10 protein-coding genes are annotated in these 12,779 nt (G+C 57.0%); 1 reads left to right on the top strand and 9 read right to left on the bottom strand.

All coding sequences use genetic code 11. From position 1 onward, the window contains the following. Nucleotides 1-32: 32 nt before the first annotated feature. Genes QVF59_RS20395 through QVF59_RS20385 form a run of 3 tightly spaced genes read right to left on the bottom strand, consistent with a single transcriptional unit; the run spans nt 33 to nt 3,117 of the window. Nucleotides 33-629 carry a GNAT family N-acetyltransferase gene (locus QVF59_RS20395; RefSeq protein ID WP_287882342.1) on the bottom strand — a complete coding sequence of 199 codons (597 nt, stop codon included), beginning with the start codon at nt 627-629 and terminating at the stop codon, nt 33-35. Continuing rightward, nucleotides 626-1,801 carry an MFS transporter gene (locus QVF59_RS20390; RefSeq protein ID WP_287882341.1) on the bottom strand — a complete coding sequence of 392 codons (1,176 nt, stop codon included), beginning with the start codon at nt 1,799-1,801 and terminating at the stop codon, nt 626-628. Before QVF59_RS20390 ends, QVF59_RS20395 begins: the two co-directional genes overlap by 4 nt. Beyond that, the gene (locus tag QVF59_RS20385) at nt 1,798-3,117 is read right to left on the bottom strand and encodes a lysine N(6)-hydroxylase/L-ornithine N(5)-oxygenase family protein (protein WP_287882339.1); all 1,320 of its coding nucleotides are present in this window, start codon (nt 3,115-3,117) and stop codon (nt 1,798-1,800) included. Before QVF59_RS20385 ends, QVF59_RS20390 begins: the two co-directional genes overlap by 4 nt. A gap of 417 nt (nt 3,118-3,534) precedes the next feature. On the opposite strand from QVF59_RS20385, the gene QVF59_RS20380 reads away from it, so the two are divergent. Then, complete coding sequence (locus tag QVF59_RS20380; protein WP_287882337.1) at nt 3,535-5,691, top strand: TonB-dependent siderophore receptor; 2,157 nt, start codon at nt 3,535-3,537, stop codon at nt 5,689-5,691. A 96-nt stretch (nt 5,692-5,787) separates the two neighbouring features. On the opposite strand, the gene QVF59_RS20375 is transcribed toward QVF59_RS20380, so the two are convergent. From QVF59_RS20375 to nirJ, 6 genes are all read right to left on the bottom strand, one after another. Next, a complete protein-coding gene (locus tag QVF59_RS20375; RefSeq protein ID WP_287882335.1) occupies nt 5,788-6,183 on the bottom strand; it encodes a hypothetical protein in 396 nt (131 codons plus the stop codon). A 67-nt stretch (nt 6,184-6,250) separates the two neighbouring features. Continuing rightward, entirely contained in the window at nt 6,251-7,252 is a 1,002-nt protein-coding gene (locus QVF59_RS20370; RefSeq protein WP_287882334.1) for a phosphoethanolamine transferase, read from the bottom strand. A gap of 41 nt (nt 7,253-7,293) precedes the next feature. Continuing rightward, complete coding sequence (locus tag QVF59_RS20365) at nt 7,294-7,725, bottom strand: hypothetical protein (RefSeq protein WP_287882332.1); 432 nt, start codon at nt 7,723-7,725, stop codon at nt 7,294-7,296. A 1,222-nt stretch (nt 7,726-8,947) separates the two neighbouring features. Then, nucleotides 8,948-9,625 carry a Crp/Fnr family transcriptional regulator gene (locus tag QVF59_RS20360; RefSeq protein ID WP_159875448.1) on the bottom strand — a complete coding sequence of 226 codons (678 nt, stop codon included), beginning with the start codon at nt 9,623-9,625 and terminating at the stop codon, nt 8,948-8,950. 204 nt (nt 9,626-9,829) lie between these two features. Next, nucleotides 9,830-11,320 (bottom strand): cytochrome D1 domain-containing protein, encoded by a 1,491-nt coding sequence (locus QVF59_RS20355; protein ID WP_287882331.1) that lies wholly within the window; start codon nt 11,318-11,320, stop codon nt 9,830-9,832. A gap of 182 nt (nt 11,321-11,502) precedes the next feature. Then, the gene (gene nirJ / locus QVF59_RS20350; RefSeq protein ID WP_287882329.1) at nt 11,503-12,699 is read right to left on the bottom strand and encodes a heme d1 biosynthesis radical SAM protein NirJ; all 1,197 of its coding nucleotides are present in this window, start codon (nt 12,697-12,699) and stop codon (nt 11,503-11,505) included. Between the last annotated feature and the right edge of the window lie 80 nt (nt 12,700-12,779).

Here is a 12,779-nt window from a genome sequence, read left to right as displayed (position 1 = left end):
TGACAGCGGCTGCCCCGGCAGGGTAAATGTTGTCAGAGTGCACACGTGGCCTGGTCGGCGATGGCTTGCAAATGGGCGTCAAACTGCGCCCGTGTGCAAAAGGCCAGCGCGGCACGCTTGTGCGGCAGCGCGATTTCGCCGTGATAGACAAAGCCGGCATAGCGGTTGAGCTGGTGGATCTTGTCGTTGCGCACATCCGGCTCCACCACGACGCGGCGGACGGACGGTTCGGCAAACAGGGCCGCCAGCACCGTATCCATCGCCACCCGGCTAAAACCACTGCGCGGCTGCACTGGCGGAGCCAGCAGCAGATGCATGCCGATATCGCCGGGCTGCACCGGGTAATGGCGGCCCAGTTGGTCATGGGCCGGGTCGTAGCGCTCCATCAGGAAAGCCGGTGCATCGTCCAGCCAGGCCAGCCAGGCCTGGGCATGGCCACTGGCCTGCAAGCCGGCATAGGCGGCAGTGACCGCTGCCAGCGCATGCCCCTGCATGCCCCAGTAGCGGGCGTAATCACGCTGCACCCAGTCATGCAGCAAGGGGATGTCCTCGGGAATGCGCAAGGCATGCAGGCGAAAGCAGCCAAAACCCTCCACCTGACGGGTGAACAAAGGTAAACGCGCCGTCATGGGCAAACTCCTTGGGAAAGTGCCGGGGCAGGTTCCCGCAGCAATACAGGGGATAACAGCCAGCACAGCAGCAGCCCTAGCGCCGCAGCGACAAACGGGGCCAGCAAGCCATGGCCTGCCACCAGCACACCGGCGGCGGAAGAGGACAGCAACACGCCCAGGTTCTGGCACAGGCTGATGCGGCTGTAGTCGCGGGCATAGCGTGCCGGGCTGCTGTGGCGGAACAATTGCAGGTCCAGCCATACCGTCAGCTGAAACAGCGCCCAGCCAAACAGGCAGCGCCCCAGCAACAGCAGTGGCAGCCAGGGCTGGGCCTGCAACAGCAGACCGGCCGCTCCCAGCCACCACAGGTGGCGCAGGCCAGCCGTTGCCGCCAGGCCACGCTGCGAACGCCACCGCGCATGCCACAAACCCAGCAAGGCCATGGCAGCAGGCAGGGCAAACACCGCAGCGGCCAGCAGGTTGTTGTCGATACCGCTTTGCTGCTGCCAGTACAGGGCAAAGAAGCCGCGTACCAGATAGGCACTGCAGTAGAACAACAGCATCAGCAGTCCCAGCCGCCGCAGCGCAGCACCTGCCGCCTGCGGGCTGCTTGCCTGCTCCTGCTCTGCCTCCGGGGTGGCGCAGGACGCGCGCGGATGCCAGCGCAGCCACAGGCACAAGGCCATCTGCAGCAGGTCTGCCAGCGCCATCAGCAAGAAGATATCCCCCGGCGGCAACAGGCCCAGCAAGGCACCACCCAGCAAGGCTCCGCCAATGCCACCAAAGTGGACAATCACCGACAGCAGGCCGATCAGGCTGCCGTGCTGTTGCCGTGGGGTCTGGCTCATCAGCAGCGGGTAAATCAGCAGATAGCTGGCCTTGCACGCCACCATGCCCAGCGATGCCAGCCAGAAGACCGGCATGCTGTTGCTGAAGGCGCTGCACAGGCATAGCAAGGCGGCGGCCAGCTGGGTGACAGGCAATAGCCGCAGCAAGGCCACCCGCCGCGCCAGTGCTGCCCAGGCGGGCAGCGCCAGCATTACCACCAGGCACATGGCAGCCAGGTAATTACCCACCAGGCTGGCATCGTTCACCCCGAAGCGGCTGGCAAAGTACTGGGGATAAAACGGCAGCAATACCGCATCGCCCACCACCGCCAGGCTGGTCAGGGTCAGCAATACCCGCCTCATGCGCTCAGGCGCTCCGGCGCGGGTTGCGACTGCGGCACGGTGAATTGCTGGAAGGCAATGCGCTGCTCCACCGGATAGTGGGCAACCCCGGTCATGCTGTGAATCAGCCGGGCATTGCGATAGCACGCCATGCCCAGATCCGGCGACGACAAGCCGTGGGTGTGCAGTTCGGCGTTTTGCACAAACAGGCGGTGGTCGGCATCGATGCTGTAATCGCGCGCTACAGCAAAGCGGCCACGGGCATCACGCTGGATGCGCCCGGCAATCGGTGCCAGGAAGTCTGGCTGGCGGTAGCCATAACCGGTGGCCAGCACCAGAGCGGCGGTTTCCAGCTGGAAGTCCTGCTGTTGTTCCTGCTGCTGCAGGCTGAGCACGAAGCGCCCGCTGGCCTTGTCATGCCGACAATCGGTAAGCACGGTATTGGCCAGCAGCAGGGTGTTGGGCGTGCCGCTCAGGTGCTTGCGGTACAACAGTTCGTGAATGTCGTTGATCAGGCTGGCATTGATGCCCTTGAACAAGCCTTTTTGCTGCTGCAACAACTGGTCGCGCTGCGGCAACGACAGCCGGTGGAAGTAATCCACATATTCCGGTGAAGTCAGCTCCAGCGTCAGCTTGGTGTATTCCAGCGGGAAGAAACGCGGCGAGCGGGTGAGCCAGTTCAGCTGGTAGCCGTAACGGTCGATGTCTTGCAGCAGGTCGTAATAAATCTCCGCCGCGCTTTGCCCGCTGCCGACGATGGTGATGGAAGGCTGGCGCTGCAAGGCGGCCTTGTCCGCCAGATAGCTGGCGGAGTGGCTGGCCTGCTGCTGCACCGACTGGCAGCACTCAGGCCACAGCGGCACGGTGCCGGTGCCCAGCACCAGATGGCGGCCACGGTATAGCTCGGCCTCGCCGGTGGCCAGGTTGTGGCAATGCACCTGATAGAGGTGATTGATTTCGTCGTACTCCACCCGCTCTACCCGGCGCTGCCAGCGCAGGCTCTCCAGCTGCGCGCACACCCACTGGCAGTACTGGTTGTACTCCTGACGCAGCATGAAAAAGTCTTCGCGGATGTAAAACGCGTAAATCCGCCCGCTTTGCTTGAGGTAGTTCAAAAAACTGAAGCGGCTGGTGGGGTCGGCCAGCGTCACCAGGTCGGCCAGGAACGGCGTTTGCAGGGTGGCATTTTCCAGCAGCATGCCAGGGTGCCAGTCAAAGCCGCTGGCCTGATCGAGAAACACACCATCCAGCCCGTCCAGCGGTTGGCTCAGGCAGGCCAGGCCCAGGTTGAAGGGGCCGATGCCGATGGCAACAAAGTCGTGGATTTTACTGTTCATTACAGCGCCCTCCTGACAAACAACACAGGAAAGGCGGCTTGCGGGACAAGAATCTGCTTCATGTTTTCATCGCTCCGGGTACTGGCTGAGCCAGTGGGTGGGAGGTCCGGTACCGGCGGGCCACTGTCTGGGCAAACCGGACGGACAAGGCTGTCCCGGCGGGCGCTTAGCGACCCGCCAAGGGCTTACAGGAAGCCTGCCTGCCAGCGCGCTGCATGCTGCTAGTTGTCATGAATGCCACTCCTGCAATCAGAATTTTCACAATATTATTGCGAATGATAATAATTATCAATAGCATTATTGCATCAAGCCTGCCACGGCCACACGCCGCAGGCATGGTCGAATGCTTCCCGTTCAGCACGCCGGCAGGGGGCCGGACGCGGGAGGTGGTATCCGTCACCCATCAAGGAAACAGTGATGAACAACAGCAAGAAGAACCCGTCTGCCAGCCTGGCATTGGGTCACGCAGTGTGCATGGCCAGCCTGGCACTGGCGGTGCAACAGGCCTATGCCGCCACGGACAGCAGCACGCTGGAAACGGTGAAAGTCAGCGCCGATCAGCGCAATGATGCGCTGGCCCCGACACAGGGTTATCAGGTGGGCAGCAGCAAGAGCGCCAGCAAAACCGATACGCCGCTGCAGGACATCCCGCAGGCGGTATCGGTGGTCACCCGCCAGCAAATCGAGGACCAGCAAGCCCGCACCATCAGCGAAGCACTCAATTACACTCCGGGGGTATTTACCGGCGCGGTGGGTTCCACCACCCGCTACGACTACATTGTGTTGCGTGGTTTCAGCGATCACCCCACCGCCAATGAATTTCTGGATGGACTGCGCCTGTTTGGCGACCCGGATGGCTACAACACCCTGCAGATTGACCCCTACGTGGTGGAAAGGCTGGACGTGGTACGCGGACCGGCATCCGCCAGCTATGGCCAGGCCGCGCCCGGCGGCGTGGTGGCCATCACCAGCAAACGCCCGCTGCAATCGGACTACCATGAGCTGTCGCTGACCGTGGGCAACCACCAGCAACGCAGCCTGGGGCTGGACTTTGGCGGTGCCGTGGCCGGGCGCGATGATCTGTCCTACCGCCTGGTAGCCAAGGGCAGCGCCGCCGACCAGCAGCAAAACGGTGCCAGCACCGAGCGCTATGTGCTGGCCCCCTCGCTCAACTGGAAAATCAGCGACAGCACCAATCTGCTGCTGCAAGCCTATTTGCAGAAAGACCCCAGCACCGGCTACCACGGCACCCTGCCCTACTACGGCACCGTGGTGCCGCATAACGGCAAAACCATCTCCACCGACTTCAACGAAGGCTCCAGTGGCGACGGCATGAGCCGCGATCAGCAATACTTTGGTTATCAGCTGGAACACCGCATCAACGACGCGCTGACCTTCCGCCAGCAATACCGGCTGCAACTGAGCAAGACCGACCTGAGCCAGTACTCCGACGTGGGCTGGGTGTCGGACAGCTCCGACCTGCTCAACCGCACCTATGCCCGCTCCAGCGAGCGCTCCACCGCCCACATCATCGACAACAGCCTGGAAGCCCGCTTCAGTGCGCTGGGACTCAGGCACACCATGCTGGCCGGGCTGGACTACCAGACCAGCCGCAACAAGGGCGACAACTCCTATACCTACACCGGCACCACCATCAACCCCTTCAACACCGTCTATGACGACAGCAGCCACCCGCTGTCCTACAAATACTTCGACCGCAAGCGCGATCAGACCGGCGTCTACCTGCAAGACCAGATGGCGCTGGACAACTGGAAGCTGACCGCCGGCCTGCGCCACGATCAGGCCAAGGTATCGGAAACCAATACCGGCACCGGCGTGAGCAACAGCTGGGATGGCGGCAAGACCACCGGCCGGCTGGGGCTGGTTTACCAGACGGCCAATGGCCTGAGCCCCTACCTGAGCTACAGCGAAGGCTTCGACCCGAGCCAGGCCTATGCCACCGATACCAATGGCAATGTGCTCAAGCCCATGCAAAGCAAGCAAAGCGAAGTCGGCATCCGCTACCAGCCAGGCAGCGACATCCAGCTGTCAGCGGCCATCTACGACTTGCGCCAAAGCAATGTCGCCCAGTACAACGCCACCACCTTCAAATACGATCCCATCGGCAAGGTCCGCTCGCGCGGCGTGGAACTGGAAGCCAATGCCAGGCTGACCAAGCAGCTGTCCTTGCTGGCCGGCTACACCTATACCGACATGGAAGTGACCGAAGGCAGCAACCAGGGCAAGACGCCGTATCTGGCACCGGCACACAAGGCCACCGCCTGGCTGGACTATGCCTTTGACAGCGGCATCAATCTGGGCGGCGGCATTCGCCATACCGGCTGGATGTGGGCCGACAGCGCCAATACACTGACCATTCCGGGTGTCACGCTGTACGACCTGCGCCTGCGGCTGCAACTGGGCCAGTTCAGCCCGTCGCTCAAAGGCAGTACGCTGCAGATCAACGCCAACAACCTGGCCAACAAGACCTACGTGGCATCGTGCTACAACAGCTATGCCTGCTACTACGGCGAGAAGCGCAATATCAGCGCCACCCTCAGCTACAAGTGGTAAGCCTGCCCGGCAAAGAAAAACGCCTGACACAGTCAGGCGTTTTTTGCTGCTGACGACCTCCCGCTTTTTCGGGGGTTCTTGTTTTTCTGGGTTTGCTTAACCACACATCGCGTATCTGCTCACTTTCAGGCGAAGCAGGGCTGATCGCGCGCCATGACTTGTCCACTCCACTAAAACTGCCTTGACCACGCCCCGGAACCATCGCGGACCCAATAATGCCGCTGCCCGCCGGGCCATCAGCAGCGCGGCCATGAAACCGGCCAGTTGGCCAAAGCCGATACCACCAAGGACGGCCTGGCATTCTGCCCGTTGTCGCACCCTCAGTATCCGCGCGATGTCCACAACGACTTGACGGACCACTCTGACGGGAACCACGTAGCGGATGAGTACGGTCAGTGATTCGATACGGCGTATTGGGTTCTCCTGGACGCTATGGGCCGCGTAGAGCGCGATATTGATCCGGCAGCTAAATTGCGTACTGATACTTGGCATAGTCCATTGATTTATAAGGAGCTTGCTGTGTGGTCAATTTCTGCCAGTTCAATAGCATCCTCAGTCTTTACATTTTACCGTCAATTATTTTGGAAGATGGTAAAGATTTATAATCAATGAAAGAAGTACCATTATAAATCATGTTATCTAAATTTAGCGCTCCATCCAAAGGGAGCTTATACTCAATGCCAACCTTCTCAGAGAATTTCGATAAAAATGCGGAATTACTAAATTGATCATTTATCAATCTATGTTTTTTGGATTTATTGTCAATAATAAAAAAAGGAATGTCATAATTTTCTCTATAAGAATTGCCATGCCTAACCGGATTGCTTGAATTATCAATGGTTAGCCCGTGATCCGAAAAATAAAAAATCACATATGGCTTACCATTTTTCTCTAACATCTCGGCGGCCCTCTTTATAAATAAATCGAGCTTTTGGATTGATGAGAGGTAGCAATCTATAATTTTATTGCCGGTATTGAAATTTAATGGGTAGGACTGAAGTCTGTCGCATGGATTTGGATGCGAGCCAATCATGTGTGCAAATATAACTTTATTTTCTTTGCTACGAATTATATTGTCTATATAGGGCAGCATTTGAAAGTCATCAGAATTTCTTGCACTTTCATAATCACCGCCATTTAAAAAAAACTTGTGCTTGGCATGGTACGCAATAATTGTTGCTGGAGTGTCAAACTGCCCAATGCGCCCTTGATTTGACACCCAGTACGTATCCAGACCTGCTTTGTTTGATAAATTTACTATATTATTTGCGGCTTCTTTTTTATTTTCATCAAACCTTGCTAGTGTTCTTGGCAGTGATAGAAAGGTATTTGGTGCTGGCGAAATTACATTGGTATAAAAATCACCATTGGCATTTTTTAGCCACGGCGTTGTATCTAGCGGATAGCCATAAACAGACATGTATTCTCGCGTAACGCTTTCACCAATAATTACCAATATATTTTTATATTGAATATTTTTTTTGATTATGGTGAATTGATCTTTAATTGAAATGCCTTGTTTTAAGATTTCAACTTCGGTCTTTGCCTCTGTGAGCCGCATGTACGCTGCAATGGCAAATCGCTTGGGATACGAATTTACATTTAATAAAACAAACGCAATAAGAAATAAATATTGTCTTTTTTTCGAACCAGAACCCCATGAGTCAACAATATAAATAAAGAGAAAAATATTGCCAATAAACATAAAACAATACCGATAACATTTAGTTTAATAAACTCAATTGCTTCGGGCATGTTTGTTTGCAAAAATGATGCAGCATGGCCTATATTTATTCTTCCGTAGGAGTGCCCGGCGGGCATGTATAAGATGATGGTTGTAAACAATACAATTAACAAACACAGTGCTGCTTTGCTTTTTCTTGCAACTGCAAACATTGCGAACGTTAGGCTTGCATTTCCAAGGCTTCCATATCCAGTATTGTATGGAACAAGAAAGGAAATAGCCATTGCAGAAATAAGCCAAATTTTATTGGTAAATATATAGTAAATTATTTTTTTAAAAATCATCCTCACGAAGAATCCTTCTTTAATTTGGATTTATAAAAGTGATTCGCTTTGTTTTGAAAGTAATTTCAAGTGAATATTGGTGCATAGTGCTTGCAAACGCTGCAGGCTTCTTCTGCAAGGTTTAAGTTCAATATTCAGCGAGGGAAATTTTCGATATCTCAGTGTGCGGGTGCCCTCTCAGTCATGCAGGTAAACCTGAGAGCAAATGTGATTACCGACTGCTTATATAAGCCTCCGCATGTAAAATGCCTTATTTATGTCGTTCAAATGCGGAAGCGCGGAGAGGACCATTTATTAAGCGTTGGTGTCATTCAAATCAAGTGATTTGAAAATTTATAATCGCACCTAAACTTTTTTCGCATTTATCAATCGAGATGATGTTGTTTTTAACTTTTAAACTCCATCCGTGCAGCAAAGGGAGTGATAACCGTCACGGGCCTTAGCGAACGGCTTGCACGGTGTGTGACTCTCCTGTTGCCGGAAGTTATAGCGAGCCTTACCCCATGTATATCGCTCCGCTAAAGCCGCTGGTGCCTGATGATAGAGATACTCCCCTTTAAATCAACAGATGGAGGTATCGGCCAACATAGAAGGGAATAGCGGGGTGCAACGCGACTGATCGTGATCGTATAAAGGCTCGAAAGGTTTTGGACACAACACATGGGGAAGCCGAAAAGAACGGATAGCTTGGCGGCCATTACCTTCTTCGCCAGCCTGCTTGCGGTCGAAAAGGCAACCAACTGAGGACTTGCTGAAATTAAAAAGGCCGGGTTAAACCCGGCCTTTAAGATTATTGACAAACAATCTCTCTCGTTTTCTGGGAGAAAAGTGAGGCTTTCTTTTTCAATTGGCAAAGCACGGGCGGAGGATAGGAAATAAATGGGAAGACTGTGAAATCAGCTACTTAATCGAAAGAGCCAGCTTTGCCGAGCCTGGTGAAATCGCACCAAATTACTTTGTCAGCCGCGTGAAAGGCCGGATTGAACCTGTCCTTTCAGATTATTGACAAAATATCTCTATCTATTTCTATAAGAAAAACGAGGCTCGCTGCTGCAATTGGCAAAGCAAGGGGGGATAGGAAATAAATGGGAAGACTGCGGAATCTATCACTTAGTCGAAAGGCCCGGCTTTGTCGGGTTTGGTGAAAGCGCAGCAAATCACTTTGCCAGCAGCAAAAAACGCCTGACACAGTCAGGCGTTTTTTGCTTGTCACCGCGGACGGAGCCGCTTAGTCGGCGCTATGGCGCAGCCCTTCGACATCCAGCAGCCGGATGTCGCGGCCATTGACATCGATCAGCGCAGCCTCGCTGAGCTGATGCAGCATGCGCGAGAAGGTTTCCGGCGTCAGGTTCAGCCGTGATGCAATCAGGTTCTTGTTCACCGGCAGCGTCACCAGCGGCATGGCGGCGTCCAGCTCGGCATTCTGCAGCAGATAACCCACCACCCGCTGCAGCGAGCTTTCGATGGTGTAGCGTTCCACATCGCGCACCAGACCATGCAGTCGCATCGACAAACCCGCCAACAGGCGACGGGCAAAGGCCGGGTCATTCTCGATGGCCTGATTGATGCCCTGGGCTTCCACTTTCAGCAAAAAGCCGTCTTCCAGCAACTGCGCCATCACCGGGCAGGGCTTGCCCAGAAACATAACGGCTTCGGCAAAACTCTGGCCCGGATGGATGATTTCCATCACTTTTTCGCTGCCCTGGGAGGAGGAAATGGCCAGCTTCACCCGGCCATACACCACCAGGAACATGCCATCGCAGGGATCACCTTTCTGGAAAATCACCTGACCCTTGTTACCGCGCACCTCGTGGGTAAAGGGCACCAGCGCATCGATCTGTGCCGGAGATAACTGCTGGAACAGCGGCTGGTGCCGCAAAAACGAGGGAATATCGACAGTTTGCATGACTTTTCCGTAAGGCGCGCCGGGCGCAATGTCCCGCAATGCTGCCGACTATAAGCCGCAGCCGACGACATCACCATGCGCAATAAGCATCAGCCGGCTACGCCAAATGGTGTAGACCGGCTTGTCGTACATCCGCTGAAGGCGCTACTGCAGCAGGGCAGAACCAAGCTGCAACGGGGCGGATCTCAGCGGTCCTCAGTAACTTCAGTGACTGGTCCCTTCCGAACGGTTCACCTTGTTATACACATTGTATTTGCCGATGGGCTTGGCCATGGGCAAGGCGGCAACTTCGCGCAGGGTTTGCGCATCCACCACAATCAGCTCGCCCGGGTTTTCCATTACCGACACCAGCGCATAGCGGCCATCGCGGGTGAATTCCACATGGGCGGTGGTCTTGCCCGGTCGCAACACCAGCTGGCGCACCACGCTGAGGCTGCGCTTGTCGATGATGGACAGCGTGTCCTTGTGCGCGCTCATCATGGAGTCGGCCCAGGCATAGGGCGTGTTTTCATGGCTGCGCAGGAAAAAGCCAGGCCCTGGCAACTGCACTTCCTTGATCAGCTGCCAGCTGTCCATGTCGACAAAACTGAGCTGGCCGCCCTTGAGATTGGGCGTGGCCATGATGCGATGGCCATCGCGCTCGAAACTGATGCCGGAACCCAGATGCGGCATGCCCAGCAGCGGCAGGTCCGCCACCTTACTGCGTGCATCCAGACTGATGACCTGCGCCTGGCCGCTGCGCGAGGCACCCAGCACATGGAGGTAGGACGGATCAAAGTAAAAGTCGTCCAGCACCATGGTCAAGGGCGTCACCCGCGGGGTAAGAAAGCCCGGCTGCGCCAGTGACTCGCCCATCTTGTAGTCATGCACCAGTCCGGAGTAAACCGGCTCGGCGTGGCGGTCGTAACTGATTTCCCACAGCTCCGGCACATCTTTCAAGGCCACCACAAAACTGTGGCGTGGCGCGGCTTCGTACACGGCGGACACCCGCGACGGATGACCAGCAGCATCGCGCACCACAATGGTTTTTACCGGGGCCAGGCCGTGGGCATCCAGCAGCACCAGCGTCTGCGGCAGGGTGTTGCCGGCCAGAATCCAGTTGCCGTCATCCGATACCGCGATATTGCGGGTGTTCAGCCCCACGCGGATATCCGCCACCACTTGCAGGCTGTACAAGTCGTACTGGGTCACCCAGCCATCGCGGCTGGAGAAATAGACAAAGCGGCCATCGGGAGAAAACTTGGGGCCGCCATGCACCGCATAGTGGCTGGCAAAGCGGGTAATGGGCTGAAAGCGGTCGCCATCCAGCACCGTGACATGATGGTCGCCCGCCTCCACTACCACAAACAGATTGAGCGGATTGGCCGTGTATTGCGGCTTGGCCGGCAGGCTGGCAAGCGCCACCGGCTGGCGGTGCGAGGCACGCATGTCGGCCTCACTCCAACGCGGCGGCGTGGCCGGAGCGCTTTGCACATATGTAGTCAGCTGGCTGATTTGCTCCTCACTCAGCCGGTCGGCAAAACCGGCCATCTGGGTGGCAGTGCGCCCCTGGCGGATGGTGTTGCTGATTTCGCCAGTTTTCAGCCGCTCCAGGCTTTCCGGCAGCAAGGCCGGGCCCATGCCGCCCAGCCGGTCGGCACCATGGCAGCTTTGGCAATGCTGGCCATATAACTGCGCGGCGGCGGATGGATCCATGTCCGCTGCGGGAGCAGCATGCAGCGGCAGGCTAAGAGCGGCTAACAAAATAGCGTAGCGTCCCTGGGGCAAGGCGCGCCGACGCAGACAGTACAAGGGTACGGCAAGGAGGCGCAACGTAGCAGCAGGGTTTTTGTTAGCGGCTCTAAGCGCCATGCCCAACAAGACTAGCCAGCGTTTGATCATGCTGTCTCCTTCTGCCAGGGAGTGAGCGGTGCCAGCGCATGCACGCCGCTGGCGACGCCCACTTCCTCGTCGCTCAGATAGCAGGCCGGGTCTGCCGCCCAGAAATTGCCGGTCAGCTCCCAGGCGCGCACCCGGGTATTGCCATTGCAGATGGCCAGATGCTGGCAGGCGGCGCAGCGCCCTTCCACCGGCCGTGGCGACTGGCGCAGACCGGCCATCAGCGGATGGGATTCATCCTGCCAGATGGCGGAAAACGGCCGCTGGCGCACATTGCCCAGCGTCACCTTCCACCACATGGTGTCCGGGTGCACATTGCCCAGATTGTCGATATTGGCCACGTTGACCCCGCTGGCGTTACCACCCCAGGCCAGCAGGCGCTGGCGCAGCTGCGCGGCCTGTGCCGGGTAATGACGGGCTGCCCAGTGCAGCAGGTACACCGCATCGGCATCGTTATTGCCGGTGACGAAATCACGTGGTCGGCCAGCGCGGATATGCTGCAGACAGGCCTCGATCAGCAAATCCATCGCCCAGCGGGTACGCGGCTGGCGTGCGTCATCGGCACGGTGCTTGTTGCCGCGTCCGGCGTAGTTGAGATGGGAAAAGTAAAACTTGTCGATGTCTTCCACTGCCAGCAGCTGCAATAGCGCCGGCAGGTCATCGGCATTGTCTTCGGTCATGGTGTAGCGCAGGCCCACTTTCAGCCCGGCATCGCGCGCCAGCCGCATGCCGCGCAGGGCCAGCTCGTAGCCGCCAGCCAAGCGGCGGAAGCGGTCGTGGGTGGCTCCAATGCCATCCAGACTGACACCGACATAGTCAAAGCCTACCGCCGCCAGCGCCGAGATATTGCGTTCATCGATCAGCGTGCCATTGCTGGACAGGCCGACATAAAAACCCATGGCCTTGGCGCGGGCGGCCAGCTCGAAGATGTCCGGCCGGAGCAGCGGCTCGCCGCCGGACAGGATCAGCACCCGCACACCAAAGGCGTACAGATCGTCCATCACCGCACAGGCTTCTGCCGTACTCAGCTCGCCCTGAAAATCCTTGTTGGCCGAGGTGGAATAACAGTGCTGACAGGTAAGGTTACAACGACGGATCAGATTCCAGATTACCACCGGGCCACTGGGCTTGCCGCTGCGTGGCAATGCAGCAGCCGGGTCCAGCAGGCTTTGCAGATAGGGTGTCAGGCGCAGCATGGCAGGCTCCGGCAATGGCGACGGCATACAGTGTGCGGGGACAAGCCCACCGCACTCCTTGACCCGCATCAATGGGATGG

The organism is Aquitalea sp., from assembly GCF_030150775.1.
In the GTDB taxonomy this organism is placed as follows: domain Bacteria; phylum Pseudomonadota; class Gammaproteobacteria; order Burkholderiales; family Chromobacteriaceae; genus Aquitalea; species Aquitalea denitrificans.
This window is presented reverse-complemented; position numbering and strand designations above follow the sequence as displayed.